The organism is Pseudoflavitalea sp. G-6-1-2 (genome assembly GCF_012927185.1).
Taxonomy (GTDB): Bacteria; Bacteroidota; Bacteroidia; order Chitinophagales; family Chitinophagaceae; genus Pseudobacter.
The window spans coordinates 834,849-853,871 of the sequence record NZ_JABBGB010000003.1 but is presented as its reverse complement, the minus strand read 5'-3'; the positions used below and the strand labels follow the sequence as shown (position 1 = coordinate 853,871).

Genomic DNA, 19,023 nt, shown 5'->3' with positions numbered 1-19,023 from the left:
CACCAGTTTTGGGTTTTAAATAATAGCCTGCTAGTTATTATCAGAGACCCCGGAACAATACCGCCGCAATTACAGTTGTGGCGGTTCTTTTTTTCGGATGCCTTGCAGATGCATCCGAAAACGTGGCCTCTTTACGTACATAGACCCATGAGAAAAGAATTGTAGCTAAGGGAAAGAAAAATAATTTCTGCGCACTATAATGCATGCGACAATACAAGGATAAGAAAGGCGGTATCTCCGCAATGCATTGCGAAGTATTCCCTGATCTGGGATAAGGCAGTAACCAAATGATTGTTGGCTGTGTGTTTCGATATATTGAGATGGCTCGCAATCTCGGAAAGTTTCATGCCCTGTCTTCTGCTGAGTTCGAATACCTTTCTGCGCTGAGGAGGTAAAGTGTTCAAAGCTTTTTCGAGCAGCGCATTGGCTTCTCTGTGTGCGATATGGTCTTCTACATTATTGTTCTCAAGCTTCATGCGGCGTTTCACTTCGCCGGCAAGCCTTGCATCGAGTGCAAGCTTCTTGAACCAGTTCATGCTGGCATTGTGTGCCATGCGGAAAATGTACTGGTCTTTGTTTTCTATTTCGGAGAATTGAAGGCGTTTCAGCCAGAGTTTGAGAAAGATGTTTTGTGTGAGTTCTTCCGCCACATCATGATCTGCCGTAATGGTACGGATATACGCCAGTACCGGTTCCCTGTATGTGTTGAACAGGTGCAGAAATTCTGAATAGCCGGGGGCAGTATGGTTGTGAGTACTCATTTTGGTTGGGCGGCTTCCAGGGCAAGTTTACTAAAAAAATCATATACACAGGTGATGAAAAAAAATATGTTGGATCAATAGTTATAATTACAGTGCCGACTGTCTTTACTGTGCATACGGCCCCATAACAACAAATAAAACCTATTGTATGGAAATACAAGACAGGGTAAGGTATCTCCTATCCCGCTATCAGAACAAAACCATCAGCTCCGGAGAACTGGATGAATTGCTGATACTTGTTCATGGCATGGATGAGGAGGATGTTGCATTGCCGGAGGAGTATCAGTTGTTATGGGAACGTGCCAAATCCGGTGAGCTGCGCGATGAATCACGAACCGTTAACTGGGATCAGATGCTGCAACAGATAGTGCAGCATCAGGAGCAAACACCATCCATCGGAAAAGCACGCCGCTGGTGGCCTTCAGCTGTTGCAGCTTCTCTACTTCTTGTAGCTGCACTGGCTGTTTTCTGGTTGATGAAACGCCCCAGCACCACTCCTCTTGCTGAAAAAAAGGAGCAGCAAAATCCACCAGCGATAGAACCAAATACTGCTCAGACCATCCTTGTAACTGAAGACGGACAGCAGCTTGCGCTCGATAAACAGGCAAATGGACAAATAGCCGGCCATGCTACAGTAAAGAAACTCCGGGATGGGTCCATTGCATATAACGTATCCCCCATTACACCCACTACAGCCATGCACACAGTGATAGTGCCGCGTGGAGGAAGGCCTTATCAGCTCACGCTTTCCGATGGTTCAAGAGTCTGGCTGAATGTGGCATCCACGCTTCGTTATCCGGTTCAGTTCAAAGACGGTGAACGAAGAGTAGAACTCACGGGCGAAGCATATTTTGAGGTCGAAGCCAATAAAGACATGCCCTTTATTGTGAAGAACAATCAGATGAATATACAGGTGCTCGGCACGCATTTCAATGTGATGAATTATGAAGATGAACCACAGGCATTGGTTACACTGCTCGAAGGATCCGTTAAAGTGAACAATACACAGAAGTCTGTCCTGCTCGAACCAGGGAGACAGGCGCAATTGCAAAACCAGGGAAATATCAGCGTGAAAGAAGTAGATCCGTTACTATCCACCGCCTGGGTGAAAGGATATTTTCAGTTCGATAAAACAGATACCCGCAGCATATTGCGTCAGCTTGCGCGTTGGTACGATCTGGAGCTGGAGTACAAGAGCAATCCTTCATCCGAAATCTTTTCGGGAAAGATCGAAAGAAATCTTCCGCTCAGCAGCATCCTGCGCGTACTGAGTTCCGGCAATATCAATCTGAAGGTGGAAGGCAAAAAACTGATAGAGGAATAATCCGTTAATCTTCGTATATTCAGGATAGCAGAGCGTCATAAAACTTTTATTTATGGTTACACTCTCCGAAACCTGGTTTGCCGAAGGATATGTAGATTTTGAACTGAAGAAATATACCCTGCTCGCCTATCTGCAGGAAGTGAATAAATATTTCAATGAGAACCGGCTCTATCCGCAACTTTCAGATGTGATCTTTCATTACAACAATCTTGTTGCGCTGCGCAATAACAAAAAGTATTTGCAGGAGCATTTCCCCAAAAAACTTACCGGCTTTCAGATAAAACAATTGCAGTTGCTGTACGAACAGATCATTGAAGACGATGAGCTGATGCAGGAGCTGGAAGACATCATCAATTATGCAACGGCAGAGATACAAACCACCATCAGCAGTGGAACTGCCATTTATGAGTTTGTGGAAGATCAGTTGACGATCTTTCCTGTTGGACTTATTCCGCTCGACAGCCACGAAGGATATTTCTTTCTCAGCGACGGCTCTTACCGCATCACGCGTGTGTATCAGTACAAGCTCAGTATCTTTGAGAATCACGAAGAAAAATACCGCGCCATCAGAACAGAGTATTTAGATCAGTGGACGCGGAATATTTCGAATTCGTATGAGAATATTAAGACGGAGTTGTTGCGGTTGAGAAAAGATCTTCCGAATCCGGCAGTGTATTCGATAGAAACGGATCTGAGTTTTCCGCTGGATGAGACGTTGTTGCCCGTTGCGAAGCGATGTCTGGTGAGGTATTTGTCCACTGCAGCGTGATGCACAATAAATTTATACTTTCAACCAATAAGAACGGGCAGACCAATCAGTCTGCCCGTTGTGTTATGTTTTATTTTTACTGATATCAGAAACCCGCTTTCGTTTCTCCCTTCACTTCCGTTCCCCAATCGATTCCTTTGTCTATCGCAGGTACTCCTTCTGCAATCCATTTTGCTGCAGGCGCACCTTTCAGGTAATGATCGAAGAACTGACTGAGACGAATGCTCAGATCCTTTCTGTTCCTGCGTTCTACGAGGTTGTGATCTTCTCCGTTATACTGAAGCATCCATACTTTTTTGCCCAGTCTGCGCAGTGCAGTGAAGTATTCGATACCCTGATACCATGGCACTGCTCCATCCTGATCGTTGTGCATAATCAGCAATGGCGTTGTTACTTTCGGTGCATGGAAAAGCGGAGAGTTCTTCAGATAAAGATCCTGTCTCTGCCACAATGTAGCGCCGATGCGGCTTTGCGTGCGCTCGTACTGGAACTGTCTGTTCATGCCACTGCCCCATCTGATACCACCATAAGCACTGGTCATATTCGCTACAGGTGCGCCGGCGCCTGCAGCTGCAAACATATTCGTTCTTGTTACGAGATAAGAAACCTGATATCCTCCCCAGCTCTGGCCTTGTATGGCCATTTTGGTTGAATCTACATACCCAAGTTTGGCCAGCATCTTCGCTGCAGATACAACGGAGTTGTAAGCGCTTTCTCCCGGCTGTCCGTTCTTGTAGTAAATATTGGGATCGAATACGAGATAGCCATTGCTCACAAACCATGGAATGTTGATGGTTGAGGCGCTTGGCGCCGGATTACGGTAATTGTACAAACCATCTGCATCGCGTTCGTAGAAGTAAAGAATCACAGGATACTTTTTCTTAGGATCGAAATTTTCGGGTTTGAAGAGAAGTCCTTCAGATTCTTTTCCGTCGAACATTTTCCATTTCACCAGCTCGGCGGTGAGCCAGTTGTATTCTTTTTGTTGCGGATTGATATCACTGAGTTTGGTGAAAGTTTTCAGATCAGCAGAAACGTTGATGTTCGCAGGTTCCTGCACGTTTGCTACTGAGAGCATGTACATGGATGCATCTTTGGCTTTTCCTGCAAGCCCCAATGCATTAGGGCCCTGATACAGTTGTACCGGCTCGCCGGTTACATCCAGTTTTTTAGTGAATATGCCGTTGTACTTATTGTTTCTGTTGAGGCCACCAATGATGAGCTGCTCATCGCGCTTCACAAATCTGGCTTCTTTATCTGTGCTTTGTATGCGAAGTATGATTCTGTTCTTTCTGCCATATCCGTCCGTTACATTGATGGGGGCCGCAGCGCCTGTGGGATCGCATTGCCATACATCGTAACGATCGTAAATGAGTACGGTTGCATCGTTTTCTGTCCAGTCTGCAATACCGAAATCATCGGGATCATCGGGATGATCATCTTCATCGTCCCAGAGATGTGTAGTGATCTTCTGTGTGATATTGCGCGTGGTTCCGGTAGCTACTTCGTAAGTGAAATATTGTTTTGAAGCAGCATCGTACCAGATGATGAATTTACCGGAGGGTGATGCGCTGTAACCGCCGCGGATCTTCTGTTTCACCAGTTTGCGCGATCCATCCTGTGTTGATACGATATAGGCATCAGACATAGTGAATCCCTGCCATTGTGATGCTACGCGATTGTTTTTGGTGGAGGTAACCAGTACATAGTCTGCGTTGCCTTCATCCACCAATGCGGCATTATCAAAATCAGGATTCGATAACGATACCACTGTACTTGCCTCCGGAGAATTCAGTACCGCCATATATGCTTTGCGCTGATCGCGGGAAAGATTCACCAGTTGCTGAGGTTGCAGATAATCGTCGTTGTAATGCCAGATATCGAGGCGTGCTGTTTCGAAGTCTACCAGCGAAGTGTCTTTCGGTTTGCGGATGGGCGATAATCCGAAATACAGTTTCTTTCCATCTCTGCTGAATGTGGCAGGATAATTTTCCGTTACGGTGTATCCCGATGGAACGCCCGCCGTACTGCGGTCTGCACGGATGCGTGCACTGTCGTAGCCAGGTTTGTAGTACCAGAGACGGAAGAATTTGGTGAGCGCTTTGGAAACGCTGTCGCGCTCCGCCATGAAGGATAACTGTGTTCCTTCCTTGTCGAAGGAGTAGTTGCGTGCTTCGTTGAATTTGCGCATAACCGTATCAGTGGTCCCTTCCGGAAGTTTCGTCCAGAGTACCAGCGACTGCCGGAGCGTATCGGAATTTTTGCGGGTTGTTTCTATCAGCAGCACATTTCCTTTTTCGCTGAAGAGGTAGTCGGATACCAACTGGTATCTTTTTTCTTCACCGGTGTAGAGGTTGCGCAGCACCAGTTCGGTTCCTTCTTCAACAGGATCGCCGGGTTTAGGTGCGGACTTGCTTTCTTTTTTTGCAGGCTGCAATATGCTGAGGCCCTTCGTGCGGGCTTCTGTTGCTTTTTTGCGGAGGCTGTCGCTCACACGTACGAGGCTGTCGGCCATCTTCTCCAGATTGCTCAGCTGTGCGAGTGAATCAGGCGCAGGTTTGGGAAGAACGGGTGGCGCCGCTTTTTCGAGCAGGTAAGCCATCCATTGCCCTGTTCCTTTTTCGGGCGTTTTGAAACCTTTGATATTGGGTACACGAAGGATGCTGTCCTTGCCGAATTCGAAGACCACCAATGTGTCTTTGGGCATATCCTCCGGTTTCTTCTTTTTGATGCGCGCTTCGCGTGTGTCTTTGAAGAAGGGCTTCACTCTGAACAGTACAAACCGGTTATCCGGCGTGATAACGGGATTGGCTCCGCGCGGAAATTCCTTTTTGAACGATTTGTCTGTTGCCTGGATCACCAATGTTCCATCGCCTTCCTGTGGCGTGATGGTATAGGCCACATATTTTCCATTGTTGCTGATAACCCTTTCGCTGATGCTTTGCCAGCCATCGTATACCGAATGATCCAGCGGCTTTTTCTGCGCCAGGGCGGCAGTAGAACACAATACTGCCATGAATAAAAGGGGCATTTTAGTCATACCATGAATGTTTAGTAGTAGTATGGGCTAAATATACCTTTTTTCAGGTCAATGTTGCACCAAAAAGGAAGGGCGGAAAAATCCGCCCTTCTGTATGTTCTGTTATCTACTTTTTGTAGAAGAAGTATCCAACGCTGATGCCTAATGAGAAATTCCTGGCATACGTATGCAATGTACCCCTGTCATTTCCCTGCATATCGGTAACATGAATGGTATTGCTCCATGCTTTCGTTATTGCCCGGTTGAAGTTCAGTGCTGCGGTAAATCCACCAGGCAGATCGATGCCTGCAACGATATTGAACCCAAGCTCGAACCGGCGGTACGTTCCGTCTTTACCGAATAGATCGTTGCTGCTGTCGTTGAATTTGTATTTGCCTGATATCCCGTAAGCAAGCACCGGACCAACACCTGCATAGTAACTGAGCTTCGCCCCCTCACGATAAACCACCAGGTTCAATGGCAGTTCAAGATAACCGGGATTGGATTTTACTTTTATTCCATCCCCCTTTCCCTGACTGCCTTTGGCTGTATACTGCAGTTCCGGTCTGAGGTGAAGCGTACTGGTGAGTTTGATATCACTGGTTAATCCGGTCTGAAAACCTGTTATGTAATCGAGGTTGCCGGCGCTGTTCATGCCTCTGGTGCGGGTCCGCTGATTGGAAAGGTTTGGACCTCCTTTCACTCCGATTCGAATCTGACTATAAACAGAGGTTGATGCAGCAACGCATAACATTAACGCTAGGATCTTTTTCATTGGAAATGTGATTAGGTTTATCCTATAAAATTAAACAACCTTTCATCACAACTCAAGTTAGATCGACAAATCAGCCGCTTTTACTTTCTGTATACCGGTTTTCTGTTAGACCGGTATACCAGGAAAGATTGAAACAGCACCGAACAAACGATCAGTGCCAGTCCCACATAAAATGCGTTGGTCAGCATCTTATCTTCCCTGAACATGATAAAGGCCAGTGAGATGCCATAGATCGGTTCCAGATTATACGTGAGGTTCACAGTGAATGCGGAGATCTTTTTCAATGCTTCCATCGACATCTGAAATGCGAGTACCGTGCATACCCATGCGAGAATCAGCAGCCATATGAGATCCTGCCAGCCAGGTATCAGATTGTCTGTAGGGAACACATTCAGGTAGAACGGCATCACCAGAGTGAGAAATACAAAACCTCCGGTGAGTTCGTACACGGTAACCGTTTCCGTTGAATGTGTTTTCAGCAATCCTCTGTTGAGAATGGGAAAGAGGCTGCCCAGCATAGCCGTGATAATGCCCAGTATGATGCCCACTTTGAACGACGGATCAAAATGGAAGATCAATGAAATGCCCACTACCGCTATCAGTCCCAGCAGAATTTCGATGATCTTGAATTTGCTGCGCGTAATGATAGGTTCAAAGATGGCAGTGAAAAAACCGATGGAAGAGAAACAAACCAGTGCAACGGATACATTGGAGTATTTGATGCTGGCATAGAACGTTGCCCAGTGCAGCGCAGCAATAACGCCTACCCCACCGATCTTCATCATTTCTTTAAACGAAATGCGTTGCAGTTTTTTCTGAAATGCAAAGAGAGGCCACATGGTGATGATGGTAAAGAGCAATCGATACCAAACCAGTAAACCTTCGTTGAGTGTAATGAGTCGTCCTAAAATAGCTGTAAAGCCAGCTATAAAAACAGCTGTATGTAATTGAATGAATGCCTTTCGCATGAGAATAATTATTCAAAGTTAATATGCCTTAACGGCAACTATAATTTTACCACTTCGTCTCTCGTAAACGAGCGAAAGGCAGGCGGAGGATTGGTATTCTTCACGCGATTGTGGTAATCTTTGAATAGGCTGTACCAGCGAAGTTTGAGCACGCCGAGTATCCCTTCTTTCACTATGCCTTTGTGCATTTTGGAGGCGCCGTATTTACGGTCCTGAAAGATGATGGGAACTTCCTTGATCTTGAAACCAAGTTTCCAGGTGGCGAATTTCATTTCTATCTGGAAGGCGTAGCCGAGGAAGTGAATCTGATCGAGATTGATGGCTTCGAGCACTTCGTGACGGTAGCAAACGAAGCCGGCGGTGGTATCTTTTACGGGCATCCAGGTGATGATGCGCGTATAGAGCGATCCGCCTTTTGACAGAAAGATGCGATCCCATGGCCAGTTGATGGTTCCCCCACCTTTTACGTAGCGGCTTCCGATGGCCATGGCTGCTCCGCCTGATTTACAGGCATTGTACAGCCTTTCGAGATCCTGCGGATTATGAGAGAAATCGGCATCCATTTCGAAGATGAACTGGTAACCTCTTGCGAGCGACCATTTGAAACCATGGATATAGGCAGTGCCTAAGCCCAGTTTGCCTTTTCTTTCTTCGAGAAATACCTGTCCGGAATATTTTTTCTGGAATTCTTTAACGATGGCAGCGGTTCCGTCGGGTGAACCATCGTCAATAACAAGAATATGATAACCCTGTTGCAGGGAAATGATTGCTTCAATGATATTGGCAATATTCTCCCGCTCGTTATACGTTGGTATGATTACTATCTTTTCCAAAATCAGGGCCCTTGTAGATAAGCGAATGTACAATTTTTCGGCCTCACGGCCAGCATTTCTTGCTCACATGATCAATTTATCCCTTCTTTAACAGGGTTCTGTTGAATATCTCAGTGAGTTTCTGTTTGGTATGAAGCGGAAAGTCTCCTTTCATCATCCAATCATAATATTGGGGTTCGGATTTTAACACCTGGGCAACAGATCTTCCCTTGTGTTTACCGAAATTGAATACTTCCACACCGTTTTCAAATATCATGCGACGGGCAAAGTCTACCACAGGATCTTCTCCCAGAACTTTGAGGATGCTCTCCACGGAATTTCCCAATTGCGGATATTTTTCCACCTGCGCCTGCAGTACATCCCATGTAGCGCTGGCATCGGCTTCTGCACTGTGTGCGTCTTCGAGATTTTTGTTGCAGTAGAATTTGTAAGCGGCACTGAGTGTGCGCTGTTCCATCATGTGATATACTTTCTGAACGTCTACCAGTCTCCTGCCCTTGAAATCGAAATCGAGGTCTACCCGCAGGAATTCTTCTGCAAGCATCGGGATATCGAAACGGTTGGAGTTGTAGCCTGCCAGATCGCAATTCTCCAGAAACTGCTTGATTTCGTTGGCTGCCTGTCTGAAAGTTGGCGCATCTTTCACCATTTCGTTGGTGATACCATGTATGTCAATTGAAACAGCCGAGATAGGCATTTCAGGATTGAGCAACTTTCTTTTTACCTGCCTTGTTCCGTCGGGCGAGATCCTTACGATTGCAATTTCTACAATACGGTCAACACCCAGGTTAACGCCGGTAGTTTCCAGGTCGAGGATTGCTAATGGTTTTGATAACTGTAACATCGAAACTCTTGATTGATTTATTTAGCCAACTATGTTCTTTGCAAATGTAAGCATATCTGCTCCATCATAATTGCCGGAGCTCATCAAAAGCAGGTTGCTGTTCTGGTATTGCTGTTCTGCCAGCCATTTCATCAGCACATCTTTGTTGTTCATCACCTGCAGATCGGGTTTACCGAAACCGGCTATGATGCGGGCCGCATCCAATGGTGGCAGTCTTTTCAATTCGAGTGCGTGATTGGAATAGTACACCACAGCTTTATCAGCTTTTTCCATGGCGCCGTTGTACTGCTCCATGAACTGCTCGTTGAGGCTGCTGTAGGTATGCAGTTCCAGTACGGCAATGAGTGTTCGCTCAGGATATTGCTGTTTCACTGCGTCGATAGTGGCTTTCACTTTCGAGGGGGCGTGTGCAAAATCGCGGTACACGGCTGTGCCGGCGCTTTTTGCCATCAGTTCGAGTCTTTTTGCTGCACCGGTAAAGCTGGCAATGGCTGCAGTGAATGCAGCTGCATCTACGCCCAGTTCTTCACAGGCATACCAGGCTGCATGGAGGTTCAGCAGATTATGATCGCCGAACACTGCCAGCGGGGTGGTTTGCGCATCGATGGTAACGGTGGTTTGTCCGTTTTCAATGGTATGCTGCGGAATGGAATACGGCTGATAACGAATATCGGTACGCGCATTCTTCTCCACCAGTTCTTTCAGAACGGGATCGGATTCGTTGTAGATCAGCAGTCCACCCTGCTCAATTTTGTTGATATAGATCACAAACTGTTCGAGATAGATCTCAAACGTTGGAAATACGTTGATATGATCCCAGGCGATGCCGGTAATGATGGCGATCTGCGGGAAGAGGAAATGGAATTTGGGGCGTTTTTCGATTACACTTGCAGGATATTCATCTCCTTCTGCAATGAGTATCGGTGCATCGGTGATGCGAACGGACTGCTCAAAACCTTCGAGCCTTGCTCCAACCAGATAATCGAAATCTTTGCCTGACTGGTTCAGCACATGCATAATCATGGCTGTGGTGGTGGTTTTGCCATGGCTGCCGCCTACCACTACACGGGTTTTACCGATCGATTCCTGATAAATGTATTCGGGGAAAGAATAGATCTTCAGCTGCAGTTCTTTAGCGCGGAGCAATTCGGGATTGTCTCCTTTGGCGTGCATGCCGAGGATCACGGCATCGAGATCAGCGGTGATCTTTTCGGGGAACCATCCCATTTCTGCGGGGAGAATGCCTGCCTGTTGGAGGTTGCCGCGGGCGGGTTCAAAAATCTCATCATCACTACCGGTAACGCGGTATCCTTTTTTATGGAGGGCAAGAGCAAGCTGGTGCATTACGCTGCCGCCGATGGCTATAAAATGTACGTTCATACTGGAAATAAGGATCGAAAATAGGCAATTTCAGTGTTCAAAACATTTCTGATTTGCCCGTAACGTTTTTTTGCAGGGGGTATTGCATAAGCCGGAAATATGTTGTTATTTTGATCCATCAACCCGTCCAATCCTCTAAAAATCTCCCCACAACTCTTTTAACCGGAATCCGCTACCTCTGAATTACCTGAAGATCGATTATCCGCATCATCAGGCAATCTGTAAACATTCTAAATACCACAAAAATGAAAAGGACACTGGTTATCCTGGCCGTTGTATTATTGGCGGGAGTATTGATCACTTCATGCACAGCTTCTAAGGGCGGATGCGCTTCTTCCCGTAATCTCGTTGGCTACGGCTACGGCAGCGGAAGATAGAGCAATCGAACTCCGGGCTATAAAATATTTGCGAGTCTTTCTCACTGTGAGAAAGACTTTTTGTTTTTGGGCGATGGGGTATTGGGTGGTGGATGTTTTTGTTTTGTTCTGTTGGGCAAAGGGGTATGCCTTTGGTGTCGACAGGCATGCCGGGCAGTGTTGTGACTCCGATGGACTTAGGTAGGTAGGATTGGGCGGTGGTGCTATGCCAGGCTTTCGTGCACCATGCCCGAAGGCCACCAAAGGCATACCCCATTGCCCCTCACCCGCTGCGGGGGCTGGTTTTAAAGTCTGGTTGAGTGGAATCGACTCTGCAATTATTTTATACCGGCTTCGATTGAGGAAAAGAAATGAATGGAGGGTGGAACCCGCTGTATGGATGGACTCACAGAGTCCATACGTTGACATACATATTTCAGCCTATTTTCAGCCAGTATTCAGCCTATTTTCAGCGCTTTTAAAGGGGAAGTCAGCCAGTACAGTGCCATTACAGAGCAATACTTCAGGTATTGCTCTGCAGTTTTTATGCAGTTTATGATGCTTCCCAGACCTCTTCCCTCCCCAAAAAACAAAAGCTGCAAACAGGTCTTTTTTTGCTGCACCTCCGGCGAAACTGCGGGTTTCGGAGTTGGGAGGAATTTTTCAGGGCCTTCGAATGTTTTGCACGAAAGCCCGGTGTAGCACCACCGCCCAATCCTACCTACCTAAGTCCATCGGAGTTACAATACTGGCCGGCACATTTGGCAGCCCTGAAAAATTCCTCCCAACGAAGAAACCCATTCAGCAATGTGCAGGCACAAAAAAGCCGTTTCAGCTTTTGAAACGGCTATTCTACTCAAAATTGGCAAGCGATCGAAGAAAGCCCTCCTGCGAACAGGATGGCCTCTAACGATTGCTTGCCATATGAATAAAGTGAACTAAACTCTTAGTGAGCTGCTGGTTTAGCAGTAGTATCAGCTTTAACAGTAGTGTCAGCTTTGATAGTAGCGCTAGTGTCAACTTTCTGAGTAGTATCAACAGCAGGAGTGTTTACTGCAGGAGAATCAGTTTTAGGAGCTTCAGCAGAACCAGAATCGTTACAAGCAGCAAATGCAGCTACAGCGAATACAAACAGGAGCTTTTTCATTGTTTCTTTTTGTTTTGTTATCGAATGATTTGAAGATTAATACCCCGGTCACCCAAAAGGTAACCTGCCCCGTTAAAAAAAATTGTAATTTTTTTTCCTTGGCCCGGAATTAGCGATCTTGCGAGCGGGAAAAGCTCCTTAAAAACAAGGAATTTGTGGGTTACTTCTCCTCATTTTGGGTATTAATAAAAGGTTACGCGTGAAAACAGACCCCAGAGAAATAGCATTACTGGAAGGATTGGCAAAAAACGACAGACAGGCCATTGAAACCATTTATAAGCAACATTATAATATGGTACAGGCCCTGATACTGAATAACAACGGCAGTGTAGACGACGCAAGGGACATCTTCCAGGAAGCCATGATCGTACTGTATGAAAAAGCAAAAAGCGACAGCTTCGAGCTCAACTGCCTGCTCAAAACCTATCTGTACTCCGTGTGCAGACGCCTCTGGCTCAAAAGGTTGCAACAGCAGCAGAAATTCGTGTCAGATGTAAACGGTCTGGAAGAACTGGTACCCGTTGAAGAAGAACTCGATGCTCTCGGCCAACGGAATATCGCCTACCAGATGATGGAAAAAGCCATGATGAACCTCGGCGAACCATGCCGGAGCCTCATCGATGCCTTCTACCTTCAGAAGAAAAGCATGACCGAGATCGCAGGCAACTTCGGCTACACCAATGCCGATAATGCCAAGAACCAGAAATACAAATGTCTGATGCGCCTGAAAAAACTGTTTTTCAGTGCATACAAAAACAATAATAACCTGTGATGGAAGATCTTCAACTGATGGATGCCATTGAACGCTACCTGAGAAACGAAATGCCTCAGGAAGAAAAAGCGCACTTTGAGCAACTGCGGAAATCAAATCCCGAAATCGACCAGCTGGTAGTGGAACATACCATGTTCTTACAGCAGATGGATCAGTTCGGTGAGTGGAAAAATCTCAAATCCACCCTGCAGGATGTACATCATCAACTCACCGAATCGGGTGAGATCACCGAAACCGCTCCAAAAGCCACAGTGGTTTCCATCTTCCGCAAATACAAAAAAGTAATGGGTGTTGCCGCTTCCATAGCCGGCATCACTACCCTGCTCATCGCCGGTGGCGTAAGCTGGTACACACGCCAGGCCAGCAATGCAGAGCTGCAACAGCTCCGCCGCGAATTCAAAATAGAAGTAGCCAATAAAAAGAATGAAGTACTGGATGAAGTGATTTCCAAAATCTCCAAAGCTCCGGTCGACGCCGAACCCATTTCAGGAGGTACAGGCTTTCTTATCGACGGTAAAGGTTACCTCGTTACCAACGCACACGTTATTAAGGGAGGTTCTACCTTCATTGTTCAGAATAATAAAGGACAGGAATTCCGCGCTCAGACCGCCTACGTGAACTACAATTCAGATGTGGCGATCCTCAAAATCAGCGACGACGATTTTAAAGTGCATTCCGTTCTTCCCTACTCCTTCCGCAAAGGAGGTTCCGATCTCGGAGAGCCTCTGTTCACACTGGGCTTCCCCCGCGAAGAGATCGTTTACAACGAAGGATATATGAGCGCCAAGACCGGATACAACGGCGATACGCTCACCTGCCAGATTGGTGTACCCGCCAATCCCGGCAACTCAGGCGGCCCCGTGTTCAACCGCAATGGCGAAGTGATCGGTATCATCAATACCCGCCTCAAACAGGCCGAAGGTGTGGTGTTTGCCCTCACTGCAAAAAACATTATCCGCACACTTGAGACAATTAAAAAAGAAGACAGTACGTTTCGCAATCTGAAACTGCCTTCCAATACCCAGATAAAGGGCATGGACCGGGTTCAGCAGATCAAAAAGATCGAAGACTGCGTGTTCATGGTTAAAAGCTATTGATCAAAAACTCTGTTTGCATTCTTGTAAAGTTTCCGTTTTAGCTCTGATAGTAAAAAAGCCCCGTTGCAGTTCTGCACGGGGCTTTATTTATGCTTGTATCAATTGATTATTTCCAGAGCGCAGGAGGATATTCACCTGCATTCACCAGCGCTTCCAGCGCAGCTTTCACCTCAGGAGCATCTTCCTTGTACGTTACGCCAAACCATTTGGATGAAGTAGGGATCACTTTGATAACACCCGCTTTTTCCTGAATGTATTGATCGGCCATCAGCGGAATAAAGAATTCCGCTTTCGGATTGCCGGCATTGGCAGCTCTGAATTCATTGAACAGGTTTTCTGTATAGCTGAACACAGATGCATCGAAGCACCAGAAGTTCATGGATACTTTAGAGTTTGTATCCAGCTCTTTCGGCTGCTGATCGTCGTCACAAAGGATCTTTCCATCTTTCATGGCAATGTTCAGTCGCTCGGCGATAGAACTCAGGTTGCCCTCTGCATTCACCTGACAAACACCGCGGTTTACGGTTCCGTTGTCGGACAATGTTTTCAGCAACTCATATCCGATAATGCTGTATACATCAGGCTTTACATCGGATGTGAGGAATTTGTATGATTTCTCAAATGCATCACGGCCATAGAAATCATCTGCATTGATTACGGCAAATGGTTCTTTGATGGCGTCTTTGGCGCAGAGAACCGCCTGTGCTGTACCCCATGGTTTGGTTCTGCCATCGGTTACTTCCTGATACACATAATCGATCTCAATTTTGCCCTTCAGCCTCGGCTCGAAAATATCAGCAAAATCCTGATGAAATTCCTTTCTGATGATAAACACCACTTTCTTGTAACCGGCACGGATTGCATCATAAATCGAATAGTCCATGATGGTTTCGCCTCCAGGTCCAAAAGACTGTATCTGTTTCATACTGCCATACCGCGATGCCATCCCGGCTGCCAGTATTAAGAGCGTTGGTTGCATGTGTCTGTTTTGATTTAAAAATTCACGCACGAAAATATAAAAATATGCGATATTAGGCGCTTGTTCACCAGACCACCATACGAGACAGTTGATCTGAGCAGGGCAATTGTTCAGCCGGTGGATTTTTCACAATGGGGAACAATTGCTGTTCCTGTTGATGTGCTTCGCCTCGATCTCATTCATCCCGTTATCTCCGGCAACAAATGGTTTAAACTGAAATATCACCTGCAATCCGCACGGAGCAAGGGTTTCAAAGGCATCCTCAGTTTCGGGGGCGCCTGGAGCAATCACCTTGTTGCAGTAGCGGAAGCTGCATTGATTAACAATTTTGCTGCCAAAGGTATTGTAAGAGGCGAAAGAAATGAACCCCTTAATCCCGCTTTGCAGGATGCAGAAAATGCCGGAATGGAACTATTGTTCGTTAACAGAACTGAATATGGTGAGGAAGAAATGCTGCAAATTAAAATGCAGGAACAGTTTCCGGATTTTGCGGTGATCCCTTCAGGTGGACAAAGCGCCGAAGGCGTTCTCGGCGCATCAGAGATACTTACACTCGTTCCCGATCTTGCCCGATACTCGCATATCGCCTGTGCAGTGGGCACTGCCACCATGATGGCCGGACTGATCAACAGCAGCCTCCCGCATCAGCAGATACTTGGTTTCAGCAGCCTCAAACTCAGCAATACCAACGACAACACATTGCTGCAATTTCTCAGCAAACATGCGTTGAATGACCGGTATCAGCTCATCTACGACTATCATTCCGGAGGTTTCGGCAAACATAAACCGGAGCTGATCAGCTTCATGCGCGAACTGTACCTGCAGACCAAAATACCCACCGATATTGTGTACACCGGCAAGATGGCTTTCGGATTAAACGACCTGCTGCAGAAAAACTTCTTCACATCCGGAAACCGCGTATTGATGATACATAGTGGTGGATTACAGGGGAATCGCAGTCTCCCGGCCGGTTTACTGAGTTATTAATGGCAGGGATTTTGACAACGATACGATCGTTATATTTGTAACTTAAATAATACAGACACAAAAACATCGTTATTGCTATCATGAACAGGCTGTGGGTGTGTTTATTGTTGTTGATCTCCGTTCCTTCCCTTGCACAGGATACTTTGCCCCGGTTCACCGTAACCACCAGGGGTTATAATAAAGCTATCATCAGCTGGACCAACAACTACCGGAATGTTGCGCAGATAAGTATCCAGCGTTCTACAGACAGTACAAAAGGTTTCCGCACTATTCTGAATGTTGCCGATCCCACCGTTCCGCAAAACGGATTCGTGGATACAAAATCATATTCACCCAATCTCTTCTATCGTCTCTTCATTATGCTCGAAGGCGGGCAGTATGTTTTTAGTCCGGTTAAACGCCCTTACTGGGATACCGTTGCCGGAGCAAGGCCCGATTCAAGAGAAGGCAATTTCACCGGAGAGAACAACAACCACCGCATTGTTGTAGCAGACAATATGAGCCAGCGTGATGTGGAGCAACTGAAAACAGAACTGCGCGAAGCAACCAAAGAATCGGAAAAGCAATCGATCAAGGCCACCAATCCTTATTACAAAGATCCGGCAGAGCTGAAGCAAAATGCTGCAAAGCCCGCCACTCCTGTAAAACCGGCGGAGAAGTTTTTTGTGGTAAAGAAGCGCGACTCCCTGCTGTTCTCCATTCCCGAAAAAGGATTCAAAAAATTCCGCGACTCCATCGTGTACAAAACCAAAGACACACTCGCTTTCAAAAACCTCGACACCATTGTACTGAGGCCCTATATACCACGCGAGATCTACAAACCATCGCGCTTTGTGTTTACAGACAGAGATGGCAATGTGGTGATTGATCTCTACGATGCACTCAAAAAAGATTACGAAGTGAAATTCTTCGAAGACGATCAGAGTCTTCTGTTCGAAATAAAGAAAGTACGCGATCCTATGCTGCTCATCGACAAAGTAACCTTCCTGCATTCAGGATGGTTCAGATTTGAATTGTATGAAGATGGGAAGCTGAAAGAAACACACAAAGTGTTCATCCCGAAAGATTGATGGATACTGCTTTCTAGCCTACAGTAATATTGAAGACCTTTTCAAAATTCTTCTTTACTTTTTCTTTTACTTCCTCCATGTCCAGCGCATGGCCTACTTCTTTTTGTAAAGATGTAACGGCTTTGTTTTCTATTCCACAGGGAACGATGTAAGAGAAATAATCGAGATCGGTGTTTACGTTGAAAGCAAATCCATGCATGGTGATCCAGCGGCTGCAGCGGATGCCCATTGCGCAGATCTTCCTTGCTTTTGTGTAATCATCGGCATCGAGCCATACGCCTGTTTCTCCGGGCGAACGCTCTCCTTTCAAACCGTACTCTGCCATGGTGAGGATGAATACCTCTTCGAGATTGCGGAGATACTTGCCGATATCGGTATAGAATTGTTCGAGGTCGAAAATGGGATAACCCACCAATTGTTGCGGGCCGTGAAATGTGATGTCGCCACCGCGATTGATCTTGAAGAATTCGATGCCTTTTGCGTTGCGCTCTTCTTCGCTGATGAGCACATGCTCCATCTTGCCGCTCTTTCCGAGCGTGTACACAGGCGGATGTTCTACGAACAACAGGTGGTGAGGAATCGGCGAATTGTCTTCTTCAACCACCGGCTCCCCTGAATTGGCGAATACCCTCGACTTACGCTCTACCTTCTGCTTCAGCAGTTGCTCCTGGTAATCCCAGGCGGCCTGGTAGCTCATATTGCCGAGATCTTCAAAAATTACGGGGATGGGTGGCGTGTTCATGCTGCAAAAATAGCGTATACACTGTATAAAACACAGGAAATTGACAATGGTTCAAATCTGCGGGCCGAGGTAGGTTTTCCGGGATTTATGTCATATTTTGATTTACTCCTTTAAACCATCCGGCATATGAAAAGAATACTCTGCAGCATGCTTTTGCTGATTGCCCTGCATTGCACTCAGGCACAGTCGTATGTAACGTACATCGATTCTTTTGCAAAAGCGGCAGGCTTCAACGGCGTAGTGCTGATTCAGGAAAAGAACAAACTGAGTTATCAGAAGAGTTTTGGTTATGCGAATCTTTCGTTTAAAATTCCTTCGTCCGTCGATACAAAATATAAGATTGCTTCGATAACAAAACTATTCACCTCAGTTCTGATTATGCAACTGTACGAGCAGGGCAGGCTTGAGCTCAGCAGCACTATCGGAAAATATCTTCCGGAATATAAAGGGGAGGCGAAGGATAAAGTAACTGTTCATCAGTTGCTGAATCATACTTCGGGTATCAGCAATATGGATACCGTCACCAGTTTTGAAAGTGCGTTGAACAATGGTTTGCCTCCTTATCAGCATCCCTATACCTTAACAGAAGTGATGGATAAATTCTGCAGCGGCAAACTGGTAAAGGCTCCGGGAAGCCGGTTCGATTACAACAATGCAGATTATGTTATTCTCAGCAGGATCATCGAGAAATTGTACAACCAATCGTACGATTCGGTGCTGCAACAAAATATACTGAAGCCATTGCAGCTGAAGAATACCGGAGTGCTGCATCAACGGGATATGCCCGCAGGCCTTGCTGATACTTACTTCTATCGGGATGATCTCGGCAGGCTTGCACCAGACTTTCCGGTGTATCCCGAAAACTGGTATGGCGCCGGCTCCATGTACTCCACTGTTGCGGACCTGCTTCAGTTCAGCAATGCATTGTTCGGAATTAAACTGTTGAAAGCCGCATCGCTCGACAAGATGTTTTTATCCGGAAAAGGAGAATACGGTTATGGCGTTTGGGTGTACGAAGATTATGATATCAAAGGAACCATGTACCGCATTATCAAAAGGCCGGGCATGATAATGGGTGCACAAAGCATGCTGTTCCATATCGAAGGAACAGGGTCTACCATTATACTGCTCAGCAATACGGGCAATATCAGCCTCGATGAATTTGCGGCGAAGATTGCTGCCAATATTCAACTGTAATCA

Annotated in this window: 18 protein-coding genes; 8 read left to right on the top strand and 10 right to left on the bottom strand. The window is 46.3% G+C overall.

The genetic code is table 11. The features are described from left to right. Positions 1–194: 194 nt before the first annotated feature. Positions 195–761 (bottom strand): RNA polymerase sigma-70 factor, encoded by a 567-nt coding sequence (locus HHL16_RS20805; protein WP_169427261.1) that lies wholly within the window; start codon positions 759–761, stop codon positions 195–197. A gap of 148 nt (positions 762–909) precedes the next feature. Between HHL16_RS20805 and HHL16_RS20800 the strand changes: the two genes are divergently transcribed. Next, complete coding sequence (locus HHL16_RS20800) at positions 910–2,085, top strand: FecR family protein (protein WP_169427260.1); 1,176 nt, start codon at positions 910–912, stop codon at positions 2,083–2,085. Between the two features lie 52 nt (positions 2,086–2,137). Further along, the gene (locus tag HHL16_RS20795) at positions 2,138–2,854 is read left to right on the top strand and encodes a hypothetical protein (protein WP_169427259.1); all 717 of its coding nucleotides are present in this window, start codon (positions 2,138–2,140) and stop codon (positions 2,852–2,854) included. Between the two features lie 85 nt (positions 2,855–2,939). Here the strand turns inward: HHL16_RS20795 and HHL16_RS20790 are convergent, their stop codons facing one another. The 6 genes from HHL16_RS20790 to HHL16_RS20765 all read right to left on the bottom strand — a co-directional run bounded on the left by HHL16_RS20790 (position 2,940) and on the right by HHL16_RS20765 (position 10,673). Beyond that, positions 2,940–5,894, bottom strand: a complete 2,955-nt coding sequence (locus HHL16_RS20790) for a prolyl oligopeptidase family serine peptidase (protein ID WP_169427258.1) — start codon at positions 5,892–5,894, stop codon at positions 2,940–2,942. 106 nt (positions 5,895–6,000) lie between these two features. Continuing rightward, positions 6,001–6,648, bottom strand: a complete 648-nt coding sequence (locus tag HHL16_RS20785; protein WP_169427257.1) for a porin family protein — start codon at positions 6,646–6,648, stop codon at positions 6,001–6,003. A gap of 80 nt (positions 6,649–6,728) precedes the next feature. After that, a complete protein-coding gene (locus HHL16_RS20780) occupies positions 6,729–7,616 on the bottom strand; it encodes a DMT family transporter (RefSeq protein WP_169427256.1) in 888 nt (295 codons plus the stop codon). A gap of 38 nt (positions 7,617–7,654) precedes the next feature. Then, complete coding sequence (locus HHL16_RS20775) at positions 7,655–8,449, bottom strand: polyprenol monophosphomannose synthase (RefSeq protein WP_169427255.1); 795 nt, start codon at positions 8,447–8,449, stop codon at positions 7,655–7,657. A gap of 76 nt (positions 8,450–8,525) precedes the next feature. Beyond that, the gene (locus HHL16_RS20770; protein ID WP_169427254.1) at positions 8,526–9,293 is read right to left on the bottom strand and encodes a 3'-5' exonuclease; all 768 of its coding nucleotides are present in this window, start codon (positions 9,291–9,293) and stop codon (positions 8,526–8,528) included. A 21-nt stretch (positions 9,294–9,314) separates the two neighbouring features. After that, entirely contained in the window at positions 9,315–10,673 is a 1,359-nt protein-coding gene (locus tag HHL16_RS20765; protein WP_169427253.1) for a Mur ligase family protein, read from the bottom strand. A gap of 245 nt (positions 10,674–10,918) precedes the next feature. Between HHL16_RS20765 and HHL16_RS25245 the strand changes: the two genes are divergently transcribed. Then, positions 10,919–11,050 carry a hypothetical protein gene (locus tag HHL16_RS25245; RefSeq protein WP_277349397.1) on the top strand — a complete coding sequence of 44 codons (132 nt, stop codon included), beginning with the start codon at positions 10,919–10,921 and terminating at the stop codon, positions 11,048–11,050. Positions 11,051–11,975: 925 nt separating this feature from the next. Here HHL16_RS25245 and HHL16_RS20760 read toward each other — a convergent pair. Further along, entirely contained in the window at positions 11,976–12,176 is a 201-nt protein-coding gene (locus HHL16_RS20760) for a hypothetical protein (protein ID WP_169427252.1), read from the bottom strand. Between the two features lie 199 nt (positions 12,177–12,375). Here HHL16_RS20760 and HHL16_RS20755 point away from each other — a divergent pair, with 199 nt between their 5' ends. Both HHL16_RS20755 and HHL16_RS20750 read left to right on the top strand, forming a co-directional pair. Beyond that, positions 12,376–12,948, top strand: a complete 573-nt coding sequence (locus HHL16_RS20755) for an RNA polymerase sigma factor (RefSeq protein ID WP_169427251.1) — start codon at positions 12,376–12,378, stop codon at positions 12,946–12,948. After that, positions 12,948–14,045 carry a serine protease gene (locus HHL16_RS20750; protein WP_169427250.1) on the top strand — a complete coding sequence of 366 codons (1,098 nt, stop codon included), beginning with the start codon at positions 12,948–12,950 and terminating at the stop codon, positions 14,043–14,045. The genes HHL16_RS20755 and HHL16_RS20750 overlap by 1 nt, the downstream gene beginning before the upstream one ends. Before the next feature lie 106 nt (positions 14,046–14,151). Here the strand turns inward: HHL16_RS20750 and HHL16_RS20745 are convergent, their stop codons facing one another. After that, positions 14,152–15,024, bottom strand: a complete 873-nt coding sequence (locus HHL16_RS20745; protein ID WP_169427249.1) for a sugar phosphate nucleotidyltransferase — start codon at positions 15,022–15,024, stop codon at positions 14,152–14,154. A gap of 60 nt (positions 15,025–15,084) precedes the next feature. Here HHL16_RS20745 and HHL16_RS20740 point away from each other — a divergent pair, with 60 nt between their 5' ends. Continuing rightward, a complete protein-coding gene (locus HHL16_RS20740) occupies positions 15,085–16,011 on the top strand; it encodes a 1-aminocyclopropane-1-carboxylate deaminase/D-cysteine desulfhydrase (protein ID WP_169427248.1) in 927 nt (308 codons plus the stop codon). A gap of 80 nt (positions 16,012–16,091) precedes the next feature. Beyond that, entirely contained in the window at positions 16,092–17,081 is a 990-nt protein-coding gene (locus tag HHL16_RS20735; protein ID WP_169427247.1) for a hypothetical protein, read from the top strand. A 13-nt stretch (positions 17,082–17,094) separates the two neighbouring features. Here the strand turns inward: HHL16_RS20735 and lipB are convergent, their stop codons facing one another. Next, positions 17,095–17,823, bottom strand: a complete 729-nt coding sequence (lipB, locus tag HHL16_RS20730; RefSeq protein ID WP_169427246.1) for a lipoyl(octanoyl) transferase LipB — start codon at positions 17,821–17,823, stop codon at positions 17,095–17,097. Between the two features lie 126 nt (positions 17,824–17,949). Here lipB and HHL16_RS20725 point away from each other — a divergent pair, with 126 nt between their 5' ends. Beyond that, a complete protein-coding gene (locus HHL16_RS20725) occupies positions 17,950–19,020 on the top strand; it encodes a serine hydrolase domain-containing protein (RefSeq protein WP_169427245.1) in 1,071 nt (356 codons plus the stop codon). Positions 19,021–19,023 lie beyond the last annotated feature (3 nt).

Excerpts from the sequence above, each read along its gene's own strand:
- HHL16_RS20805 (WP_169427261.1), bottom strand. The coding sequence starts at position 761 with ATGAGTACTCACAACCATACTGCCCCCGGCTATTCAGAATTTCTGCAC.
- HHL16_RS20800 (WP_169427260.1), top strand. The coding sequence starts at position 910 with ATGGAAATACAAGACAGGGTAAGGTATCTCCTATCCCGCTATCAGAAC.
- HHL16_RS20795 (WP_169427259.1), top strand. The coding sequence starts at position 2,138 with ATGGTTACACTCTCCGAAACCTGGTTTGCCGAAGGATATGTAGATTTT.
- HHL16_RS20790 (WP_169427258.1), bottom strand. The coding sequence starts at position 5,894 with ATGACTAAAATGCCCCTTTTATTCATGGCAGTATTGTGTTCTACTGCC.
- HHL16_RS20785 (WP_169427257.1), bottom strand. The coding sequence starts at position 6,648 with ATGAAAAAGATCCTAGCGTTAATGTTATGCGTTGCTGCATCAACCTCT.
- HHL16_RS20780 (WP_169427256.1), bottom strand. The coding sequence starts at position 7,616 with ATGCGAAAGGCATTCATTCAATTACATACAGCTGTTTTTATAGCTGGC.
- HHL16_RS20770 (WP_169427254.1), bottom strand. The coding sequence starts at position 9,293 with ATGTTACAGTTATCAAAACCATTAGCAATCCTCGACCTGGAAACTACC.
- HHL16_RS20765 (WP_169427253.1), bottom strand. The coding sequence starts at position 10,673 with ATGAACGTACATTTTATAGCCATCGGCGGCAGCGTAATGCACCAGCTT.
- HHL16_RS25245 (WP_277349397.1), top strand. The coding sequence starts at position 10,919 with ATGAAAAGGACACTGGTTATCCTGGCCGTTGTATTATTGGCGGGAGTA.
- HHL16_RS20760 (WP_169427252.1), bottom strand. The coding sequence starts at position 12,176 with ATGAAAAAGCTCCTGTTTGTATTCGCTGTAGCTGCATTTGCTGCTTGT.
- HHL16_RS20750 (WP_169427250.1), top strand. The coding sequence starts at position 12,948 with ATGGAAGATCTTCAACTGATGGATGCCATTGAACGCTACCTGAGAAAC.
- HHL16_RS20745 (WP_169427249.1), bottom strand. The coding sequence starts at position 15,024 with ATGCAACCAACGCTCTTAATACTGGCAGCCGGGATGGCATCGCGGTAT.
- HHL16_RS20735 (WP_169427247.1), top strand. The coding sequence starts at position 16,092 with ATGAACAGGCTGTGGGTGTGTTTATTGTTGTTGATCTCCGTTCCTTCC.
- lipB (WP_169427246.1), bottom strand. The coding sequence starts at position 17,823 with ATGAACACGCCACCCATCCCCGTAATTTTTGAAGATCTCGGCAATATG.
- HHL16_RS20725 (WP_169427245.1), top strand. The coding sequence starts at position 17,950 with ATGAAAAGAATACTCTGCAGCATGCTTTTGCTGATTGCCCTGCATTGC.